24 protein-coding genes are annotated in these 18996 nt (G+C 72.4%); 15 read left to right on the top strand and 9 right to left on the bottom strand.

All coding sequences use genetic code 11. The features are described from left to right. Positions 1-3: 3 nt before the first annotated feature. The 5 genes from IE108_RS31965 to IE108_RS31985 form a co-directional block, all read right to left on the bottom strand. Positions 4-1443, bottom strand: coding sequence for a sensor histidine kinase (locus IE108_RS31965; protein WP_064728627.1), 1440 nt, complete (start codon positions 1441-1443; stop codon positions 4-6). Beyond that, positions 1440-2180: a response regulator transcription factor gene (locus IE108_RS31970; RefSeq protein WP_064728626.1), complete on the bottom strand. Its 741-nt coding sequence runs from the start codon at positions 2178-2180 to the stop codon at positions 1440-1442. The genes IE108_RS31965 and IE108_RS31970 overlap by 4 nt, the downstream gene beginning before the upstream one ends. A gap of 41 nt (positions 2181-2221) precedes the next feature. Further along, positions 2222-3310, bottom strand: coding sequence for a S1C family serine protease (locus IE108_RS31975; protein ID WP_189397813.1), 1089 nt, complete (start codon positions 3308-3310; stop codon positions 2222-2224). A gap of 101 nt (positions 3311-3411) precedes the next feature. After that, a complete protein-coding gene (locus IE108_RS31980) occupies positions 3412-4434 on the bottom strand; it encodes a LacI family DNA-binding transcriptional regulator (RefSeq protein WP_107420209.1) in 1023 nt (340 codons plus the stop codon). Positions 4435-4476: 42 nt separating this feature from the next. Then, positions 4477-5283, bottom strand: coding sequence for a response regulator transcription factor (locus tag IE108_RS31985; protein ID WP_064728623.1), 807 nt, complete (start codon positions 5281-5283; stop codon positions 4477-4479). A gap of 235 nt (positions 5284-5518) precedes the next feature. Between IE108_RS31985 and IE108_RS31990 the strand changes: the two genes are divergently transcribed. The 7 genes from IE108_RS31990 (at position 5519) to IE108_RS32020 (ending at position 10837) form a co-directional block, all read left to right on the top strand. Continuing rightward, entirely contained in the window at positions 5519-6379 is an 861-nt protein-coding gene (locus tag IE108_RS31990) for an alpha/beta hydrolase (protein ID WP_189397814.1), read from the top strand. 61 nt (positions 6380-6440) lie between these two features. Beyond that, positions 6441-6695, top strand: coding sequence for a MoaD/ThiS family protein (locus IE108_RS31995; RefSeq protein WP_064728621.1), 255 nt, complete (start codon positions 6441-6443; stop codon positions 6693-6695). Between the two features lie 3 nt (positions 6696-6698). Next, positions 6699-8009: a hypothetical protein gene (locus IE108_RS32000; RefSeq protein WP_064728620.1), complete on the top strand. Its 1311-nt coding sequence runs from the start codon at positions 6699-6701 to the stop codon at positions 8007-8009. A 152-nt stretch (positions 8010-8161) separates the two neighbouring features. Further along, on the top strand, positions 8162-8899 hold the full coding sequence (locus tag IE108_RS32005) for an LmeA family phospholipid-binding protein (protein WP_064728619.1): 738 nt from the start codon (positions 8162-8164) through the stop codon (positions 8897-8899). 390 nt (positions 8900-9289) lie between these two features. Continuing rightward, the gene (locus IE108_RS32010) at positions 9290-10135 is read left to right on the top strand and encodes a sulfurtransferase (RefSeq protein ID WP_064728618.1); all 846 of its coding nucleotides are present in this window, start codon (positions 9290-9292) and stop codon (positions 10133-10135) included. Positions 10136-10165: 30 nt separating this feature from the next. Continuing rightward, the gene (locus tag IE108_RS32015) at positions 10166-10453 is read left to right on the top strand and encodes a DUF1416 domain-containing protein (RefSeq protein ID WP_031047895.1); all 288 of its coding nucleotides are present in this window, start codon (positions 10166-10168) and stop codon (positions 10451-10453) included. Positions 10454-10561: 108 nt separating this feature from the next. Further along, the gene (locus IE108_RS32020; protein ID WP_064728617.1) at positions 10562-10837 is read left to right on the top strand and encodes a DUF3099 domain-containing protein; all 276 of its coding nucleotides are present in this window, start codon (positions 10562-10564) and stop codon (positions 10835-10837) included. Between the two features lie 37 nt (positions 10838-10874). Here IE108_RS32020 and IE108_RS32025 read toward each other — a convergent pair whose 3' ends face one another. Next, the gene (locus IE108_RS32025; protein ID WP_064728616.1) at positions 10875-11504 is read right to left on the bottom strand and encodes a TetR family transcriptional regulator; all 630 of its coding nucleotides are present in this window, start codon (positions 11502-11504) and stop codon (positions 10875-10877) included. 165 nt (positions 11505-11669) lie between these two features. On the opposite strand from IE108_RS32025, the gene IE108_RS32030 reads away from it, so the two are divergent. The 5 genes from IE108_RS32030 to IE108_RS32050 all read left to right on the top strand — a co-directional run bounded on the left by IE108_RS32030 (position 11670) and on the right by IE108_RS32050 (position 15880). Next, positions 11670-12455: an SDR family NAD(P)-dependent oxidoreductase gene (locus tag IE108_RS32030; protein ID WP_064728615.1), complete on the top strand. Its 786-nt coding sequence runs from the start codon at positions 11670-11672 to the stop codon at positions 12453-12455. Positions 12456-12489: 34 nt separating this feature from the next. Next, positions 12490-13269, top strand: a complete 780-nt coding sequence (locus IE108_RS32035) for a glucose 1-dehydrogenase (RefSeq protein ID WP_064728614.1) — start codon at positions 12490-12492, stop codon at positions 13267-13269. A 135-nt stretch (positions 13270-13404) separates the two neighbouring features. Further along, the gene (locus IE108_RS32040) at positions 13405-14196 is read left to right on the top strand and encodes a hypothetical protein (protein ID WP_079163563.1); all 792 of its coding nucleotides are present in this window, start codon (positions 13405-13407) and stop codon (positions 14194-14196) included. Further along, positions 14193-14972 carry a hypothetical protein gene (locus tag IE108_RS32045; RefSeq protein WP_064728613.1) on the top strand — a complete coding sequence of 260 codons (780 nt, stop codon included), beginning with the start codon at positions 14193-14195 and terminating at the stop codon, positions 14970-14972. The genes IE108_RS32040 and IE108_RS32045 overlap by 4 nt, the downstream gene beginning before the upstream one ends. Next, a complete protein-coding gene (locus tag IE108_RS32050) occupies positions 14969-15880 on the top strand; it encodes a hypothetical protein (RefSeq protein ID WP_064728612.1) in 912 nt (303 codons plus the stop codon). Before IE108_RS32045 ends, IE108_RS32050 begins: the two co-directional genes overlap by 4 nt. Before the next feature lie 40 nt (positions 15881-15920). On the opposite strand, the gene IE108_RS32055 is transcribed toward IE108_RS32050, so the two are convergent. From IE108_RS32055 to IE108_RS32065, 3 genes are read right to left on the bottom strand one after another with little or no spacing between them, the layout of a single operon-like run. Beyond that, entirely contained in the window at positions 15921-16283 is a 363-nt protein-coding gene (locus IE108_RS32055) for a DsrE family protein (protein ID WP_064728611.1), read from the bottom strand. Positions 16284-16311: 28 nt separating this feature from the next. Beyond that, positions 16312-16575: a hypothetical protein gene (locus IE108_RS32060; RefSeq protein ID WP_064728610.1), complete on the bottom strand. Its 264-nt coding sequence runs from the start codon at positions 16573-16575 to the stop codon at positions 16312-16314. After that, positions 16572-16964, bottom strand: a complete 393-nt coding sequence (locus IE108_RS32065; RefSeq protein WP_064728609.1) for a hypothetical protein — start codon at positions 16962-16964, stop codon at positions 16572-16574. The genes IE108_RS32060 and IE108_RS32065 overlap by 4 nt, the downstream gene beginning before the upstream one ends. A gap of 171 nt (positions 16965-17135) precedes the next feature. On the opposite strand from IE108_RS32065, the gene IE108_RS32070 reads away from it, so the two are divergent. From IE108_RS32070 to IE108_RS32080, 3 genes are all read left to right on the top strand, one after another. Then, a complete protein-coding gene (locus IE108_RS32070; RefSeq protein ID WP_189397815.1) occupies positions 17136-17975 on the top strand; it encodes a helix-turn-helix domain-containing protein in 840 nt (279 codons plus the stop codon). Continuing rightward, the gene (locus tag IE108_RS32075; RefSeq protein WP_064728607.1) at positions 17957-18250 is read left to right on the top strand and encodes a DUF397 domain-containing protein; all 294 of its coding nucleotides are present in this window, start codon (positions 17957-17959) and stop codon (positions 18248-18250) included. The genes IE108_RS32070 and IE108_RS32075 overlap by 19 nt, the downstream gene beginning before the upstream one ends. A gap of 169 nt (positions 18251-18419) precedes the next feature. Continuing rightward, positions 18420-18995 carry a heme-binding beta-barrel domain-containing protein gene (locus IE108_RS32080; protein ID WP_064728606.1) on the top strand — a complete coding sequence of 192 codons (576 nt, stop codon included), beginning with the start codon at positions 18420-18422 and terminating at the stop codon, positions 18993-18995. The last annotated feature ends 1 nt before the right edge of the window (position 18996 follow it).

The raw sequence follows: 18996 nt of genomic DNA on the forward strand, positions 1-18996 counted from the left end.
CGGTCAGCGGCCGTCCGTCTCGCGCGGCACTTCCGGGGGCGGCTTCGGCGCCCCCGGCAGGCGCACCGTCGCGGTCGTGCCGCCGCCGTCCGCCGGTGTGAGGGTCACCTCGCCGCCCGCCTGCTGCACCGTCCGGGCCACGATGGACAGGCCCAGGCCGGAACCCGGCAGCGCGCGGGCGGACGGGGAGCGCCAGAAGCGGTCGAAGACGTGCGGGAGTTCGTCGGCGGGGATGCCGGGCCCGTGGTCGCGGACGGTGAGGACGCCGTCGGCGAGGCGTACGTCCACGGTGCCGGACTCCGGGCTGAACTTGACCGCGTTGTCCAGGACGTTGACCACCGCGCGTTCCAGCGCCGCCGGTTCCGCCCGGACGTACCAGGGCCGCACGTCGGCCGTGATGGCCAGCTCGGGGCCGCGCAGGCGGGCGCGGCGCAGCGCGGACTCGACGACGTCGTGCCAGGGGAGGATCCGGGTGCGGCCCTCGTGCTGGCCGGTGTCCGGGCGGGACAGCTCCTGGAGGTCGCCGATCAGCGCGGCCAGCTCCGTCATCTGCGCCTTCACCGAGGCCAGCAGCGCCTTGCGGTCCGCCTCCGGGATGGGGCGCCCGGTCTCCTCGCTGCGGGTGAGCAGCTCGATGTTGGTGCGCAGGGAGGTGAGGGGGGTGCGCAGTTCGTGCCCGGCGTCGGCGATGAGCTGCTGCTGGAGGTCGCGCGAGCTGGCCAGGGACGAGGTCATGCTGTTGAAGGACCGGGAGAGGCGGGCGATCTCGTCGTCGCTGTCGTCGTCGACGGGGATGTGGACGGTGAGGTCCTCGGTGCGGGCGACGTGTTCGACGGTACGGGTCAGTTCGTCCACGGGCCGCAGTCCCGTCCGGGCCACCCACAGGCCGGCCGCCCCCGCGCCGACGACACCCGCGCCAGCCACGAAGACGAGGACGAGCGCCAGGTTGTTGAGCGAGCTGTTCACCTCGCTCAGCGGGCGCGCGGCGGAGACGGCCACGTCGGACAGGCCCGGCACCTGGTAGGTGAAGACGCGGTACTGGGTACCGTCCGAGCCGGTGGCGTCGTGCAGGACGTTGGCGGAAGAGCCCTCGGCGACGGCGCGGTCGGCGTCCGTGAGCGGGACCTCCTCGGTGCCGATGATGAGGCAGCTCGTGTTCTGCCGGGCCACCAGTTGCACGGACGAACCGTAGGGATTCTGCTCGTGGGTGAGCGGGTCGTGGGCGCAGAGGCCGGTGCGCAGGTCCACGTACCGGCTCACCTGGGCCCGGTCCATCCGGTTCCCCTTCAGCGCCTCGTCCAGCGAACTCACCAGCACGCTCTTGACGACGAACCAGCACGCCACCGCCGCAGCCGCCACCGCGAACGCCACCGCCGCCGCGACCAGCAGTGACAGCCGCGCCCGGATCGGCAGGGCGCGGAACCGGCGTACGGGTCCGCTCACTCCGCGCCGCCCTGCCGCAGCACGTAGCCGACGCCCCGGACGGTGTGGACCAGGCGCGGCTCGCCGCCCGCCTCGGTCTTGCGGCGCAGGTACATGACGTACACGTCGAGGGAGTTGGACGAGGGCTCGAAGTCGAAGCCCCAGACCGCCTTGAGGATCTGCTCCCGGGTGAGGACCTGGCGCGGGTGCGCCATGAACATCTCCAGCAGGGTGAACTCCGTGCGGGTCAGCTCCACCGTCCGCCCGCCCCGGGTGACCTCCCGCGTCGCCAGGTCCATGGTCAGGTCGCCGAACGTGAGCGCGTCGGAGTTCTCGGCGGCGGCCTCCACGGCGGCCGCGTAGGAGCTGCGGCGCAGCAGCGCCCGGATGCGGGCGAAGAGTTCGTCCAGCTCGAACGGCTTGACCAGGTAGTCGTCCGCGCCGGCGTCCAGGCCGGTCACCCGGTCGCCGACGGTGTCCCGCGCGGTCAGCATGAGGATCGGCGTCAGGTCGCCCGCGCCGCGGATCCGGCGGGCGGCGGTCAGGCCGTCCATGCGGGGCATCTGGATGTCGAGGACGACGAGGTCGGGCCGGTAGGCCGCCGCCTTCTCCAGCGCGTCGGCGCCGTCGACGGCGACCTCGGTGCCGTAGCCCTCGAAGGCGAGGCTGCGCTGGAGGGCTTCGCGGACCGCCGGCTCGTCGTCGACGATCAGGATGCGCTGGACGTCACGGTCGCGGTCGGCGTCTGCGGGGCTCATGGGATCAGCGTCGCACGTTCGTCGCGCGTCCTCGCGGCCACTCAGTTGCTCGCGCCCGCGCGCAGGTCGGGCAGGTCGGCCTTGACCGTGTTGACCGGGATCGCGAAGCCGAGGCCGACGCTCCCGGCGCTCGCGGACGCCTCGGTCGCCGAGTACATCGCGGAGTTGATGCCGATGATGTTGCCGTTCATGTCGATCAGCGCACCGCCGGAGTTGCCCGGGTTGAGGGACGCGTCGGTCTGGATCGCCTTGTACGTCGTCGTGGACGAGCCGGTGTCGCCGTTGAACTCCTGGCCGCCGAACTCGAACGGCCACTGGCCGCCGCCCTGCCCCTGACCCTGCTGTTGCTGTTGCTGCTGCTGCTGTCCCTCGTCGGTCGAGACGGTCACGTCGCGGTCGAGGGCGGAGACGATGCCGCTGGTCACGGTGCCGGTCAGGCCCTCGGGCGAGCCGATGGCGACGACCTGGTCGCCGACCCCGACGGCGTCCGAGTCGCCGAGGCTCGCGGCCTTCAGGCCGGAGGCGTTCTCCAGCTTGATCAGGGCGAGGTCCTTCTTGCTGTCGGTGCCGACGACCTCGGCGGTGTACTGCTTGCCGTCGCTGGTCCTCACCTTGACCGAGGAGGCGCCGGAGACGACGTGGTTGTTGGTGATGATCTCGCCGTCGCCGGTGATGATCACGCCGGAGCCGGTGGAGGAGCCGGCGTTCGAGGTGGCGCTGATCTCGACGATGCTCGGGCTGACCGCCTTCGCGACCCCGGAGACCGTGCCCTTCTGGCTGGACGGCACGACGTTGGTGCTGGTCGAGGCCGCGACGGTGTCGCCGCCGGTCAGCTCCTGGATGCCGTACGCGGTGCCGCCGCCGACCGCCGCGGCGGCGATCGCCACGGCCGCGAGGAGGGCGAGCGGGCCGCGGCGGGCCCGGTGCTTCTGCTGCGGCTGCGCCGGCTGCCCGGGCTGCCCGTCGTCGGCGAACCCGGCGTAGGGCGCGGCGGGCGGCTGGGCCGGCGGGGGCGGCCACTCGGGGTTGACGGGAGAGGAGGCGTGCTGCCGGGCGCCCTGGTACGGGTTCCCGTACGGGTTCTCTTGCGCGTGCTCGTACTCGCCGTCGCGGCGAAGGCTCTCGGTCATGTCCATGAGCCTCCCGCCCCCGGATGAGAGCGGTCTGAGTCCCGCCTGAGAAGCCCGGCAGAACCTCGTATGCCCGATATAAAGACGCTCCCGGGGAGCCGCTACACGCAGCCGCAGGACTGCCGGACGACCAGCTGCGACGGGAACACCTTCAGCCGCTCGCGGCGGGAGCCCGCGACCCGCAGGCCGTCGTCCAGGACCAGGTCGACGGCGGCCCGCGCCATCGCCGGCCGGTCCGAGGCGACCGTCGTCAGGCGCGGGTCCGCGAGGTCCGCCTCCTTGATGTCGTCGAAGCCGGCCACCGCCAGCTCGCCCGGCACGTCGATGCGCAGCTCACGCGCGGCCCGCAGCAGGCCGATCGCCTGGTCGTCGGTGGAGCAGAAGATCGCCGGCGGGCGGCGCGGCCCGGCCAGGATCTCCAGGCCGACCTTGTACGCGTCGTAGCGGTTGTACGGCGCCTCGAAGAGCCGGTCCTCGGTGGACAGCCCGGCCTCCTTCATCGCGCGCTCCCAGCCCTCGACGTGGTCGGAGACGGGGTCGCCGACGGAGGGGGTGTCGGCGGTGCCGCCCATGCAGGCGACGTACTCGTAGCCGTGCTCCAGCAGGTGGCGTACGGCGAGCTGGGCGCCGCCCAGGTCGTCGGTGACCACGGCGACGTCGTCGATGGCCTCGGGCCGCTCGTGCAGCAGGACGACCCGGGCGTCCCAGGCGTCGATCTCGGCGGCGGCCAGGTCGTTCAGCGCGTGGCTGACCAGGATCAGGCCGGAGACCCGCATCCCGAGGAAGGCCCGCAGGTAGTGGACCTCGCGCTCGCCCACGTAGTCCGTGTTGCCGACCAGGACCATCTTCCCGCGCTCGGAGGCGGCCTGCTCCACCGCGTGCGCCATCTCCCCGAAGAAGGGCTGGCGGGCGTCCGGGATGATCAGGCCTATGAGGTCCGTGCGCCGCGAGGCCATGGCCTGGGCGACCCGGTCCGGCCGGTACCCCAGTTCCTTGATCGCGGCGAGGACACGCTCGCGCGTGGCCGGGGCGACCGGCCGGGGTCCGTTGTTGATGACATAGCTGACGACGGCGGTGGAAGTCCCCGCCAGTCGCGCCACATCATCCCGAGTCACCTTGGCCACGCGCGGAGTCTACGCGGATGGACCCGCTCCGGGCAGGGCGTGTCACACCTTGGATGACCTTGCCGCCGCCGTGCCCGCGGTCTCCGCGGCCGGGGTGTCCGCGGGCGCCCCGGAGGCCTTCGGCCCGCTCTCCCCGGAGCCACTGGGGGCCTTCTCGTACTTTTCCGTCTTCTCGGGCTTCTCCGGCGTCACGAAGCGGTAGCCGACGTTGCGGACGGTGCCGATCAGCGACTCGTGCTCGGGGCCGAGCTTGGCCCGCAGCCGCCGTACGTGCACGTCGACCGTGCGGGTGCCGCCGAAGTAGTCGTAGCCCCAGACCTCCTGGAGCAGCTGGGCGCGGGTGAAGACCCGGCCCGGGTGCTGCGCGAGGTACTTGAGCAGTTCGAACTCCTTGAAGGTCAGGTCCAGGACCCGGCCCTTGAGCTTCGCGGAGTAGGTCGCCTCGTCGACCGAGAGGTCGCCGTTGCGGATCTCCATCGGGGAGTCGTCGCCGCCGATCTGCTGGCGGCCCATGGCCAGGCGCAGCCGCGCCTCGACCTCGGCCGGACCGGCCGTGTCCAGCAGGACGTCGTCGATGCCCCAGTCGGCCGTGACGGCTGCGAGGCCGCCCTCGGTCACCACCAGCACCAGCGGACAGCTGAGCCCCGTGGAGCGCAGCAGCTGGCACAGGCTGCGGATCTGGGGAAGGTCGCGGCGCCCGTCGACGAGGATCACGTCGGCGCCCGGGGTGTCGACGAGGGCGGGGCCCTCCGCCGGAGCCACGCGGACGTTGTGCAGCAGCAGGCCGAGGGCGGGGAGCACCTCCGTCGACGGCTGAAGGGCGTTGGTCAGGAGCAGCAGAGAACTCATCGCGCCCCACCTGCCTGGGTCGTCCTAAGGTCGTGCACGCTTCGCTCGCCCATAACGTCTGGTTCCTCCTCGGTCCCTGCGAGGACGTTTACGGCACTGCTTCGTACGGCTGCGGATCCCGTGCCCGTGGGGCCCGCCGCGCGTCCGGGAGGTGAACGATCGGCCACGCTCCTGGAAGCACAAAAGGACCCGGGGGCTACTTTGCCCGAGTCCTCTGCCCAGCAGAATAGCCGACATGAGCGATCGAGCGTCAGGTGTTGTGGCGCGTTCCACCCCTCGTCCACGAAATCGTCCGCATGGCGAGACGTCCGGCGAGGCGTCCCGGCGCCCGCCCGCGCGCACCTTCCTGCGCGCCGCCGACGGGGTCCGCGTCGACGCCGCGTACCGGCCCTCGGCGGCCGGGGGCGACCCCTCCGACCTGGTGTTCGTCGTCGCGCACGGCTTCACCGGGCACGTGGACGCGCCGCACGTGAAGCGCATCGCGGGTGTGTTCGCCCGCCACGGGGCGGTGGTCACCTTCTCCTTCCGCGGCCACGGCGCCTCCGGGGGCCGGTCGACGGTCGGCGACCGCGAGGTCCTGGACCTGGCGGCGGCCGTCGAGTGGGCGCGCGGCTTCGGGCACGCGCGCGTGGTGACCGTCGGCTTCTCCATGGGCGGCTCGGTGGTGCTGCGGCACGCCGCGCTGTACGGCCCGGACACCGCGGCCCGGACGGACGCCGTGGTGTCGGTGAGCGCGCCCGCCCGCTGGTACTACCGGGGCACCGCGCCGATGCGCCGGCTGCACTGGATGGTCACGCGCCCCGAGGGCCGGCTCGTGGGCCGCTACGGCTTCCGGACCCGCATCCACCACCGCGCCTGGGACCCGGAACCGCTCTCGCCGGTGGCCGCGGTGCCGCGCATCGCCCCGACGCCGCTGCTCCTCGTGCACGGCGACCGGGACGGCTACTTCCCCCTCGACCACCCCCGGATGCTGGCCCGGGCCGCCGGTGACCACGGCGAACTCTGGCTGGAGCCCGGCATGGGCCACGCGGAGCACGCGTCGGACGATGCCCTGCTGGACCGCATCGGCGTCTGGGCGGTGTCCCGGGCGGGCTAGCCTGACGGTGTTCACCGCCGGTCGGCACGGAGCCGCCCGGCACCGGCGACGAAGGATCCAGATGGCAAAGGTCACGGTGCGCTACTGGGCCGCCGCGAAGGCAGCCGCGGGAGTGGCCGAGGAGGCGTACGACGCGGCGACGCTCGCGGACGCGCTCGGCGCGGTGCGCGAGCGGCACCCGGGCGAACTGACGCGCGTGCTGCTGCGCTGCTCGTTCCTCGTCGACGGCGACCCGGTGGGCACCCGCGGGCATGAGACGGTACGGCTGGCCGACGGCGGCACGGTCGAGGTGCTCCCGCCGTTCGCAGGAGGGTGAGCGATGACCGACCAGCCGTATCAGCCGCGCCAGGGCTACGAGGGCCACGAGGGCTACGACGAGCAGGGGAGATGGGTCGGGCAGGCCGGGTACGACACCCCGTGGCCCGGACAGCAGGCTCCCCAGGGGTACGCCGAAGCGGACGCCGGCCAGTACACGCAGCAGTGGCAGGGGCAGACCTGGGAGACCCAGGTCCACCAGACCCAGCCCGGGGTGCCGGCGGAGGAGACCGCGTACCTGCCGCCGGTCACCGCGGAGGAGACGGCCTACCTGCCGCCGTACGCCGCGCAGCAGCACCAGCACCAGCACCAGCACCAGCACCAGCAGCACCAGTATCAGCAGCAGCCGCATCAGCAGCAGTCGCCGCAGCAGCAGCACTACCGGCCCGGGGCGCAGACGTACGCGCCGCAGCACCAGCCGCACCCCCAGCCGCAGCCCCACCCCCAGCCGTACGCGCCCGCGCCCGCTCCCGCCGCCCCCGCCCCCGAGGCCCCGGCACCGTCCCCCGCCGCCGCCCCCGGTGACGCCGGCTACGGTCCGGCGACCATCGCCGGGAACACCCGGGTGACCGATGCCCAGCGGGCCCGCGCCGAGGGGCGGTCGCCGATCATCGACCCGGGCATGCAGCCCGCCGGGCTCACCGCGCTGCTCGGGCTGCTGCTGGCCGGCGCGGCCTCTGTCGGCACGTACGCCCTGCTGGTGCCGCTCGTCGCCCTCCAGGCCGTCACCGCGGCGGGCTGGTTCCGCCTCAACGGCATGTGGCCGGCCCGGCAGGGCATCGCCCTGGGCTTCGCCGCCGCGCTGGCGGCGGACGCGGCGCTGCTGGTGTCGGACCGCTCCCCGGCGGCGATCCTCGGCACCCTCGGCGTCTGGGTGCTGCTCTCGCTCGTCCTGCAACTGCGCTCGCACGCCGACCCGGACGAGCGGATGTACGGCCTGATGGCGACCGTCGCCGCGGCGGCCCTGGCCGTGATCGCGGGTGGATACCTGGCCGCCGACGCCGAGGCGGTCACGGTGGGCGCGATCGCGGTGGCCGTGGCCGTCGTGGCCCGCGCCCTGCCGCTGCCGACGCCGGCCTCGGTGGCCGTCTCGCTGCTCGCGGCGGCCGGTGCGGGCATCGCGGCCGGCGCGGCCACGGACTTCGGGGCGTCGGGGGCGCTGCTCGGCGCGGGCGCGGCGGTGTGCGCGCTGATCGGCCTGCGGGTGGCGGCGTACGACTACCCGTCCCGCTTCGTCCACTTCACGGCGGGTGTGGCGCTGCCGCTGGCCGCCGCGGCGCCGGTCGTCTACGTGCTGGGCCGCGCCCTGGCCTGACCCGTCGAGCGAGGTGAGCGGCGCCGCCGGTGTCACAGGTGTTCTACAGAACTCCGGTGGCACCGGCGGCCCGCGTTAGGCTCGCGCCGGGACGGCCGCGCCGGTCGTCGGGGGACCGCCGTCGTCGACCGTCCAGGTTGGGGAAACACCGCATGCGCGCTCTGCGAATACTGTTGATCTTCGTCGTGATCCTGGGCGGCCTCTTCGTGATCGCCGACCGGGTGGCCGTCAACTTCGCCGAGGACGAGGTGGCGGACAAGGTGCGCAGCACCGAGAACCTCGCGTCGACGCCCGACGTGTCCATCAACGGCTTCCCCTTCCTGACCCAGGTCGCCGGCGGTGAGCTGGACGACGTCGAGGTGGGCATCGACGGCTACGAGGCCTCGACCGGCAACGGCGACGAGAAGATCCGCATCGCCGACCTGCGCGCGGACATGAAGGGCGTCGAGTTCTCCGGCGACTACAGCTCCGCCACCGCGGCCACCGCCACCGGCACCGCGACCGTCGCCTACGACGAGTTGATGAAGGCCGCCAAGTCCGAGCCCACCGACATCGCCCCCGGCATCACCGCCAAGGTCATCGGCCTCTCCGACGGCGGCAACGGCAAGATCAAGGTGTCGCTGCAGGCCACGGTCCTCGGGGTCGAGCTGCCCAAGCCGGTCGAGGTGCTCAGCTCGGTCAAGGTGAAGGACGACGACGTCGAGGTCGTCGCCGACGGGCTGCCGGAGATCGGCGGCAAGCAGCTCGCCGAGTCCCGCATCCGGGCCATCACCGACTTCCAGCAGACGATCGACGAGCTGCCGGGCGGCATCAGGCTGGACAAGGTCGAGGCGGCGAAGGACGGCGTCGAGATCACGGTGAAGGGTTCGGACGTCAAGCTGGCCGGGTAGGCGTCCGACAGGCGAGACGGCGCCGTCCGCACCGCAGATGCGGCGGCGAGCGCCCCGGCCCGGACACCACCGGGCGGTGTCCCGCCCCCTCATCGATCCCACATCGCGGACGATCCCGTCTCATGATGCGACACGCCGGTGACATGGCCCCGCGTCCGTCCCTACGATCGGTGCCTATGAAGCGACAGGCGGACCTCACGAAGCGGCGGGCAGTGGACCTGTGCCGCGTTGCCGCCATGCTCTGTCGCACCTTCTGAGCGCACGGCCGCCCCGCCGCCGTCCGCTCCCCTCACCCCCGCCCTGCCCTGGGCGCCCGCGCGCCGCCGCACGGCCCGAGCGCGCGCACCCTCGCACCGCACGCCCCGCCGCACCTGCCCCGGAGGAGAGAACATGAGCCGCAGCGACGTCCTGGTCGACGCCGACTGGGTCCAGGAGAACCTGGACGACCCCGGCATCGCGATCGTCGAGGTGGACGAGGACACGTCCGCGTACGACAAGAACCACATCAAGAACGCGATCCGCATCGACTGGACCCAGGACCTCCAGGACCCGGTCCGCCGCGACTTCGTCGACCAGGAGGGCTTCGAGAAGCTCCTCTCGGCGAAGGGCATCGCCAACGACACGCTGGTGGTCCTCTACGGCGGCAACAACAACTGGTTCGCGTCGTACGCCTACTGGTACTTCAAGCTCTACGGCCACGACAACGTCAAGCTCCTCGACGGCGGCCGCAAGAAGTGGGAGCTGGACGCCCGCGAGCTGGTCGCCGGCGACGAGGTGCCGCAGCGCCCGGCCACCGACTACAAGGCCAAGCCGCAGAACACCGCGATCCGCGCCTTCCGCGACGACGTCGTCAAGGCGATCGGCGCGCAGAACCTGGTCGACGTCCGCTCGCCCGACGAGTTCTCCGGCAAGCTCCTCGCCCCGGCCCACCTGCCGCAGGAGCAGTCGCAGCGTCCGGGCCACGTCCCGTCCGCGCGCAACATCCCGTGGTCGAAGAACGCCAACGACGACGGCACCTTCAAGTCCGACGACGAGCTGAAGCAGCTCTACGCCGACGAGCAGGTCGACCTGGCGAAGGACACCATCGCCTACTGCCGCATCGGCGAGCGCTCCGCCCTGACCTGGTTCGTCCTGCACGAGCTGCTCGGTGTGGAGAACGTCAAGAACTACGACGGTTCCTGGACCGAGTACGGCTCCCTCGTCGGCGTGCCGATCGAGCTCGGCGCCAACAAGTAAGTCCGCCCCCTCAACCCTCAGGAGTACGACATGTGCGGAGCGAAGGCCGGCGGCCCCGACGCCTCGACGATCAAGCCCGGTGAGACCACGATCCAGGGTCACGTGACCCGCGACGGCGAGCCGGTGACGGGCTACGTCCGTCTGCTGGACGCGACCGGCGAGTTCACGGCGGAGGTCCCGACCTCCGCGACGGGCCAGTTCCGCTTCTACGCGGCCGAGGGCACCTGGACCGTACGGGCGCTGGTCCCCGGCGGCACCGCCGACCGCACGGTCGTCGCCCAGCAGGGCGGACTGGCGGAGGTCGCGATCGCCGTCTGACGGCACCCGCGCCACGCCACGGCCGAGGGGCCGCACCCACCGGGTTGGACGCCTGGGGTGCGGCCCCTCGGCATGTCCGGATCCGGTGTCCGGATCTACCCTTGAGGTATGTACGCGCGGCGACGGCACGTCTACTTCGCCATGATGGGCGCCTGCATCGCGCTCTTCGTCCTGGCCTGGGGTGTCGTGCGCCTGTGGTCCGTGCCGGCCGCGGTGGCCATGTGCGTGGTCGCCATGGTGATACCGCCGCTGGCCGCCATCGTCGCCAACCGCCGGGGGCCCGAGGACCGCTGGTGGGACGATCCGTCGGGCGACGCGCAGTCCGACGAGTGGTGGGACGAGCTGGACGGCAGGAAGGGCCCCCGGAACCGGGACCGGCCGTAGCGGCCACCAGCCCTGACGACCTCTGGCCTGGCGACCTCTAGCCCTTCTCGGCGCCGCCCAGCAGGCGCTCCAGACAGCGCACCGCCAGTTCGGCGGGGGAGCCGGGACCCTCGGTGCCCGCCTCGCCCCCCGCCCACGTCTCCATGGCGATCCGTACGGCGTCGGTGGCGGCCGCCGCGACCAGCCGGACCTCCAGCGGATCGACGGCGCCGTCCGTCAGGCGCGCGACCACCGGGACGAGCCGCTCCTCCGACTCCTGGTTCACCCGGTACCACACGGCCCGCAGCGCCGGGTCGTCCGCGCCGGCCCGCAGGAGCCCGCGCGTGCGCAGCAGGGCCTCGGCCGCCTGCGCGTCCGGGACCGCCAGGGCCCGTTCGGCCGCCTGCCGCAGCGCGGGGAGGAGCGGGCTGCCCGGTTCCGTGTCGGCGAGCAGCCCGCGCCAGCGGTCCGCGCCCACGGTCAGCAGGGGGCTGACCGCGTCCTGCTTCGAGCGGAAGTACCGGTAGAAGGTGCGCAGGGCGACGCCGGCCCGCTGGGCGATCTCCTCCGCCGTCGTGGCGTGCGGGCCCCGGGTGGCGAACAGTTCGGCCGCGGCGTGCGCGATGTCGAGCTGGGTGGCGGCCTTGCGGCGCTCAGTCAGGGACGGGGGCGGCGGCTCGGTGCTCACCCCAGAAGAATACGACCCGCGACCACCCGGTGGCATGTCGTGACGTAGTGGCAAACCGTGCCACCTAGGCGTACCGTGAAAGGGATTCGGGGCGCCCGGCGGAAGAGAGCCGGCGCCGCAAGGGCCCGCCCGGCTGCACGTGACGGGCCGGGTTGGAGCACACGCATGAACCGTTACGAAGGCCGTCGCGTCCTGGTCACCGGCGCCGGCTCGGGCATAGGCCAGGCCACCGTGGAACGGCTGCTCGCGGAGGGCGGCACCGTCGTGGCCGCCGACGTCAGCGAGCCGGGCCTGAAGGACACGGCCGAGAGAGCGGCGGCGCACGCCGGCCGGCTCACCACCCTCGTCATGGACATCGCCGACGAGACCTCGGTCCGCGCGGGCGTCCGGGCGGCGACCGAGGCGCTCGGCGGCCTCGACGTCCTCGTCAACGCGGCCGGGATCCTGCGCTCGTCGCACACCGCCGACACGAGCCTGAGGGACTTCAGCCACGTCCTGACCGTCAACCTCGTCGGCACCTTCCTGGTGATCCGCGAGTCGATCCCGGCGCTCCTGGAGGGCCGGGACGCGGCGGTGGTCAACTTCAGCTCGACCTCGGCGGCGTTCGCGCACCCCTACATGGCGGCCTACGCGGCGAGCAAGGGCGGCGTCCAGTCCATGACCCACGCCCTCGCCAGCGAGTACGCGGGCCGCGGCATCCGCTTCACCGCCGTGCAGCCGGGGTCCATCTCCTCCGGCATGACGGACGGCAGCGGCGTCAGCGGACTCAGCAACGGTCCCGGACTGCCCGCGGACGCCGACATGAGCCTCTACGCGAAGCTCTCGCCCGCCCTCGGACGGGGCTTCGCCGGCCCGGAGACGGTGGCCTCCGTGGTCGCGATGCTGGGCTCGGAGGACGGCCGGTTCATCACGGGCACCGAGATCCGCGTCGACGGCGGCACCCACTTCTGATCCCGCCCGCAACACCCCTGGAAAGGAGCCGACCGTGCACGAGCACACCCCGCACGACCTGGCCGGCAAGAACCTGATCATCACCGGTGGCGCCCGGGGCCTGGGCGCGGAGGCGGCCCGGCAGGCGGTCGCCGCCGGCGCGCACGTCCTCCTCACCGACGTCCTCGACGGCGAGGGCGAGGACCTCGCCCGGCAACTCGGCGCCCGCGCCCGCTTCCTGCACCACGACGTGACGTCCGAGGAGGACTGGCGGCGGGCCGCCGACTTCGCCGTGACCGAGTTCGGGGCGCTGCACGGCCTGGTGAACAACGCCGGCATCTCGACCGGCACGCCCCTGGAGGCGGAGTCCGTCGAGCACTTCCGCAAGGTGCTCGACATCAACCTCACGGGAGTCTTCATTGGCATGAAGACCGTGATCCCCGCGCTGAAGGAGGCCGGCGGCGGCTCGATCGTGAACATCTCGTCGGCGGCCGGCCTGATGGGGCTCGCCCTCACCGCCGGCTACGGGGCCTCCAAGTGGGGCGTACGGGGACTCACCAAGATCGGCGCGGTCGAACTGGGCACCGCCCGCATCCGCGTCAACTCCGTCCACCCCGGGATGACGTACACCCCGATGACCGCGGCCGTCGGCATCGAGCAGGGCGAGGGCAAGTACCCCAACACGCCCATGGGCCGCGTCGGCGAGCCCCACGAGATCGCCGGCGCCGTGGTCTTCCTGCTCTCGGACGCGGCGTCCTACGTCACCGGCGCGGAACTGGCGGTGGACGGCGGCTGGACCACGGGTCCGACGGTGGCGTACGTCATGGGGCAGTAGGCGCCCCATCCTTCGTCCCCATGGCCGAATCGTGATCAAGACCGGCACAACCCCGGAACCGCGCCGCGGGTCTCTTGGGAGCACGCTTGATCGAAGTTCTGCCGAGACCCGTGGGGGGAAGAGTTGGCCTCAGAAGTGGAAGCCGGGGAGGCGACGGCACCCGGGGAGGACAGCGGGGCGTCGCCCGTCGTGCGGACCGGGCAGGCCGCGTCGCGTCGGTCGCGGCGCGGACGCGCCACGCTGCTCATTTCCACCGCCGCCGTGCTGGGACTGGTCGCCGGCACGTGCGCCGGGTACCTCGTCCAGGCGGACCGCCCTCCGACGAAGCTGCCCTCCCTGGCCCAGCCGCTGTCGCGACCGGCCGCCGGCCAGACGTCGAAGCCGCTTCCGGCCGCCCAGGACCGTCGCGTACGCACCAACGGCGACCTGCGCAAGCTTCTCGTGAAGAAGCCGCAGGGGGCGCGCGAGGCCGAGTGGGTCGCGGACGCCGACGGCTGGATGGACCTCGCGGCCTACGCCGAGAAGTACGCGAAGTCGGGCCAGAAGTTCTCGCAGTACATCCACGACGAGTTCCGACGCGCGGCGGTCGCGAGCTGGACCGTCGACGGCTCTTACACCGTCGAGGTCTATCTGGTCCAGTTTCATCAGGAGGAGGCCCTGGCGGCGGTCGAGGCCGGCGACAACGGCCGCCACTGGGCGTCGTGGATGGCGGACGCGAAGATCTCGGCGATTCCCGGGACCGGCGACGGCGAGACGTTCGTCCACAACCAGCCGAAGCCGGGGAGAGCCCACGGGCGCCAGGCGTATGTCGCCGAGGCCTACGCCTGGCGGGGCGACATCGAGATGGAAATCCTGATCACCGGCTCCAAGCGCATCAGCGAGAAGCTGATCGCGGATCTGGCGAAGCGACAGATGGAGCGGCTGTGACCGGGAACGAAGAGACCGCGCCGGACGCGCGGGCGACGCGTCGGAGGTGGGTGGCTCCCGCCGCGGTCGCGGTGGTCCTGGTCGCCGCGGTCGGCGGCGCCATCGGGTACACGGCCCACACCGTGGGGGACGCCGACCGGACCGCCGGCGCACTTGTGTGGACACCGCCCCGTGCCGCGACGGACGACGAGACGAAGGAGCCGGCGAGCGGATTGTCCGGTGCCCTGGTGCCGTACCGGCCGGACGGGTGGACGCGGGGACCCGACCTCGGGGAATTCGGGGCCGACGCCGAACTGAGCGGCGCTCACGCGGCAGCCCTGACCAAGGAGTCGCTGAACGACCTGCCCCGCTCCCAACGCAGAGCGCTGGAGAAGGAGATCGACCGTCGGCACATCTCGGGCGTGGCCATGCGCAGTTACGCCACGACAGGGGGCTTCCACAACGGTGAGCACACCGGTGCGGCCACGGTGGCCGTCGTGCTGACGCGGATGAATCAGGAAGCGGCTCGGTCCGGCGCGGTCGGTCAGAACGAGTTCTTCGAGGCACTGGACGGCCTTGAGGCGGGCCCGGCCGTCAAGGGCCACAAGAGCGCCCGTTGCTACCGCCTGCCGGGCGAATCGGACGAGGAACTGGACATCATGTTCTGCAGCGCCCACCAGGCAGACGTCCTGGTCTCCGCCGTCGCCGAGGGAGTGCCGCCCTTCGGCGCCAAGGGCGTCGCCGCGCTGCTGGCGGAGCAGCTCGACCGCATCGGCGGGACCGGGGAGGCGGTGTGACCGAGAAGACCCAGGACACCGAGCGCGCCGATCAGATACCCCCGGCGGCCCCGCCACTCCCGCCTGCCCCGCCACTCCCGCCGCCCGACGATGCTCTGCCGACCGAAGAGCCCACGGCCGTTGATGCGCCCCCCGAGGTGCGGAAGAGCCGGCGGGTCCTCCGGGGCGTGCTGCGCTGGACCGCGGCCGTCGCCGTCTTCGCGGCCGTCGGATCGGCCGCGGCGTACGGCGTCACACGCATGGAGCGGACGGACGTACCGGGCCTGGCGACCCGGACGGACGGGCGCTGGACGTACCCCGAGGTGACGATGCCGTCGCTGCCGTCGGGCAGCCCCCGGCCCTTCGCCCAGGCCAATCCGGCCGGCGCCCACTACGCGGACCTGCGGGACCTCGTGCTGCCCGCGCCCGAGGGCGCCGAGCCGGACGAGTCCCTGAGGGGCGAGGACGGCTGGCTGGCGACGGACGAGTTCGTCAAGGAGTACCGGGACGCGTCCGAGCACGCCGAGCTGCGGCAGCTGTTCGTCGACTTCGGGCTGCGTCACGTCGCCGCTCGCGGCTGGACGACGTCGGACGGCACGCACACCCGGATCTACCTGCTGCAATTCGACACCGCGGCCGTCGCGGACGATCTGCGCAACCGCCACCTCGTGTCGTACAGCGAGCCCGCCTACGCCGTGCGCGGCACGGACCAGAGCGTGCCCGACGAGGCCTTCCCGATGGAGGCCGTGGGCGACGACCTGGTCCCCTCGGTCTACGTCGAGCCCCAGCCGTACGGCGCCGAGCAGGTGCGGCAGGCCTACCTCGGCGCCGGGGACGTGCTGGCAGTCGTCCTGCAGAGCCGCAAGGGCGGGGCCGCGGCCGTGCCCTTCCAGCAGACGGTCGCCCTGCAGAGCGGACTCCTCGGCTGATCCGCGGCGTGGTGGGGGCCTCGTCGGCGACGCGGACCGCTCAGTAGACGAGCGCCCGCGTGTCGTCGGCGAGGGCCTCCTGCACGAACACCTGCGCGCCGGCGATGCGTACGCCCTCGATGACGTCCTTCTCGGTGAGGTCGCGGCGGGCCGCGCACTGGGTGCACAGCGTCACCCGGCCGCCCGCCAGCAGCGAGTCGAGCAGGTCGGGCAGCGGGGCGGCGTGCGGCAGCTCGAACTCCGCGGCCCGGCCCGGCACCGCGAACCAGGCGGACTCGCCGGTCAGCCACAGCGACACGTCGACCCCGCTGGCCACCGCCACGGCCGCCACCGTGAACGCCTGAGAACACCGCTCGGGCGCGTCCGCCCCCGCCGTCACCTTGATCACGAGCTTCTTCGCCATGCCGGAAGCGTAGCCCTCCCGGGTGGCGTCAGAGGGCGACGGTGATCGTCACCAGGAGCGTCGCGACGCTGAGCACGGTGAGCAGGCCGCTCAGGGCGGCGCCGTCCAGCCTGACGTACGGCCGGGTGCGGGACCGGCGCCTCGTCCCGGCCGGCGGTACCGGCCCCGGCGGGTGGGCCGGATGGAACGGGGGCATCCCGAAGCCGGGGGACAGGGGCGCCCGGTCGCGCCGGGGAGAGAGCCGCTGGGCCCGCCTGCACTCCTCGTAGGGCAGTCCGCCTTCGTACGTCACGCCTCGTGCTCCTTGCGCCGGTGCTGGCGCAGCAGGACGTTCGCGTCCGTCACCGCGCTGTGGTCGTGTGCCGCCCGCGCGGTCTCCCGCCGGTCGGCCAGCCAGGCGCACGCCGCGCAGTCGGGGACCGGTGTGGGAGCCCGGCTCAGATCACCCGGGTCCGGTGGTGCGGCGAGTGCCCGCGCGTTCGCCGCGCGGACGCCCGCGTCGAGGCGTTCACGGTCGGTCGCCGGGCGCAGTCCGGCCGGCTCCGCCTCCCACTCCCGGCCGCCGCCGAGGGGGCGGAGCAGGGCGCGGGGCCCCGCGAGGCCCTGGTACTCACCGACCTTGGCGGCGGCGGGGTCGTAGAGGACGGCGCCGGGGTCGAAGGTGGCCGGTTCTGTTCTCACGGGGGCTCTCCTTTATGTCAACGTCTATACGCAATGCGACAGTTGCCCTACTCTGCGTAGTGCTGGGCAGTACGAGCATGACCCAATCCGGGGGTCGCCAAGCCCGGAACGGCCGCTAGTGCCACAAAGGGCGCTCCAAATTCCACAAATTCCACAGCCGGGAGGGGTGCGGTGCCGCAGCGGAGGGCGATCACGGGTCGCAGTCAGGAGCCGAGGGCACGGTTCGCGGAGGAGCTGCGGCTGCTCCGGCACGGGCGGGGTGTGTCCCTGCGGGGCGTGGCGGAGGCGGTGGGGTGGGACGCGTCCCAGTTCGGAAAGATGGAGAACGGCCACACGCTGGGCGGCCCGGAGATCGTGGAGGCGCTGGACCAGTACTACGGGACGGGCGGGATGCTGCTCACCCTGTGGGAGCTGGCGGTGGCCGATCCGACGCAGTTCAAGGAGCGGTACCGGCGGTACATGGTCTTGGAGGCCGAGGCGGTGAGTATGTGGCAGTACTCGCCGAGCATCGTGCCGGGTCTGCTCCAGACGCGAGGCTATGCGGCGGAGCTGCTGAGCCAAGGCAGACTGTCGGGCGTCGAGTTGGAGAAGCAGGTGTTGGCGCGCATGGGGCGCAGTGAGCCGCTGCTGGCCGAGGGCGGGCCGCAGTTTCGCTCGCTGCTCTCGGAGACGGTGCTGCGCAGCACTCTGCGAAGTCCGGCCGAGTGGCGTGCGCAATTGCGCCATCTCCTGGCGATGGGTGAGCGCACGAACATCAGCATCCAGGTGGTCCCCTGTGCCGCGGGACTGCACGCGCTGACGAATACCGACGCCATGTTTCTGCACCGCTCGGGCCGCATCGTCGCCTGGGTGGAGACGGGTTACTCGGGCGAACTGGTCCAGGAAACAGCGGCGGTCGACCAGCTGCAGCTCCGATACGATCGGGTGCGCGATACGGCCCTGTCTCCTGGCGAGTCGCGGGAGTTCATCGAGCGGATGCTGGAGGAAGCGCCATGCGAGCCATCGACCTGAGCACGACCACCTGGCGCAAGAGCAGCTACAGCAACCAGGACGGCGGTGAATGCGTGGAGGTCTCCGACGACCTCCTCCGCGCCGCCGACTGGCGCACGAGCAGCTACAGCAACCAGGACGGCGGCAACTGCGTCGAGGTCGCCCACGGCATCCCCTCCCTCGTTCCCGTCCGGGACAGCAAGGCGCCCTCCCTCGGTGCGCTGCTCTTCGCCGCGCCCGCGTGGGCCGCCTTCGTGGACGGAGTCCGGCGAGAAGAGCCAGGGTGGGCCGCGTAAGCTGAGGGCGGCCCTGTCGTATGCCCCCCGCTCAAGGAGCACCCCGTGGAGATCTTCTTCGAAGCCCTGCTGGTCCTGGTCTGCGTCGGCGTTCTCGCCTTCGCCGGTCTGACCGTGAAGAAGCTGTACCAGGGCCAGCGCTGATCACCGACGCCAGGAAGTACCGCTCATGATCGAGATCCCGTCCGACCTCCACAAGGACCTCGTCCCGCTCGTCTTCCTGCTCGGCGACTGGGCCGGTGCGGGCGTGCACGACTTCCCGGGCGACGAGAAGTGCAACTTCGGGCAGGAGGTTTCCTTCACCCACGACGGCCGGGACTTCCTGGAATACCGCTCGCACACCTGGGTGCTCGACAAGGACGGCAACAAGGTCCGCCCGCTGGAGTCCGAGTACGGCTTCTGGCGCATCGACGCGAACCGCCGGGTCGAGGCCACGATGACCCGCGACGACGGCGTCATCGAGATCTGGTACGGCGAGCTGGCCGACCAGAAGCCGCAGATCGACCTGGTCACGGACGCGGTGGCCCGCACCGCCGCCTCGCGGCCCTACACCGGCGGCAAGCGGCTCTACGGCTACGTCAAGAGCGACCTCATGTGGGTCGGCGAGAAGCAGACCCCCGAGGTCGAGCTGCGGCCCTACATGTCGGCGCACCTGAAGAAGGTCGTCACCCCCGAGGACGTCGAACGCTGGGCGAAGGCCCTCCCGGACGACATGCCGGACGACGGGATCGCCTTCTTCAAGTAGC

Source organism: Streptomyces parvulus (genome assembly GCF_014648855.1).
Taxonomy (GTDB): Bacteria; Actinomycetota; Actinomycetes; order Streptomycetales; family Streptomycetaceae; genus Streptomyces; species Streptomyces parvulus.

Excerpts from the sequence above, each read along its gene's own strand:
- IE108_RS31975 (WP_189397813.1), bottom strand. The coding sequence starts at position 3,310 with ATGACCGAGAGCCTTCGCCGCGACGGCGAGTACGAGCACGCGCAAGAG.
- IE108_RS32075 (WP_064728607.1), top strand. The coding sequence starts at position 17,957 with ATGCGAGCCATCGACCTGAGCACGACCACCTGGCGCAAGAGCAGCTAC.
- IE108_RS31970 (WP_064728626.1), bottom strand. The coding sequence starts at position 2,180 with ATGAGCCCCGCAGACGCCGACCGCGACCGTGACGTCCAGCGCATCCTG.
- IE108_RS32030 (WP_064728615.1), top strand. The coding sequence starts at position 11,670 with ATGAACCGTTACGAAGGCCGTCGCGTCCTGGTCACCGGCGCCGGCTCG.
- IE108_RS32000 (WP_064728620.1), top strand. The coding sequence starts at position 6,699 with ATGACCGACCAGCCGTATCAGCCGCGCCAGGGCTACGAGGGCCACGAG.
- IE108_RS32010 (WP_064728618.1), top strand. The coding sequence starts at position 9,290 with ATGAGCCGCAGCGACGTCCTGGTCGACGCCGACTGGGTCCAGGAGAAC.
- IE108_RS32080 (WP_064728606.1), top strand. The coding sequence starts at position 18,420 with ATGATCGAGATCCCGTCCGACCTCCACAAGGACCTCGTCCCGCTCGTC.
- IE108_RS32055 (WP_064728611.1), bottom strand. The coding sequence starts at position 16,283 with ATGGCGAAGAAGCTCGTGATCAAGGTGACGGCGGGGGCGGACGCGCCC.
- IE108_RS31985 (WP_064728623.1), bottom strand. The coding sequence starts at position 5,283 with ATGAGTTCTCTGCTGCTCCTGACCAACGCCCTTCAGCCGTCGACGGAG.
- IE108_RS31990 (WP_189397814.1), top strand. The coding sequence starts at position 5,519 with ATGAGCGATCGAGCGTCAGGTGTTGTGGCGCGTTCCACCCCTCGTCCA.
- IE108_RS32015 (WP_031047895.1), top strand. The coding sequence starts at position 10,166 with ATGTGCGGAGCGAAGGCCGGCGGCCCCGACGCCTCGACGATCAAGCCC.
- IE108_RS31995 (WP_064728621.1), top strand. The coding sequence starts at position 6,441 with ATGGCAAAGGTCACGGTGCGCTACTGGGCCGCCGCGAAGGCAGCCGCG.
- IE108_RS32005 (WP_064728619.1), top strand. The coding sequence starts at position 8,162 with ATGCGCGCTCTGCGAATACTGTTGATCTTCGTCGTGATCCTGGGCGGC.
- IE108_RS32020 (WP_064728617.1), top strand. The coding sequence starts at position 10,562 with ATGTACGCGCGGCGACGGCACGTCTACTTCGCCATGATGGGCGCCTGC.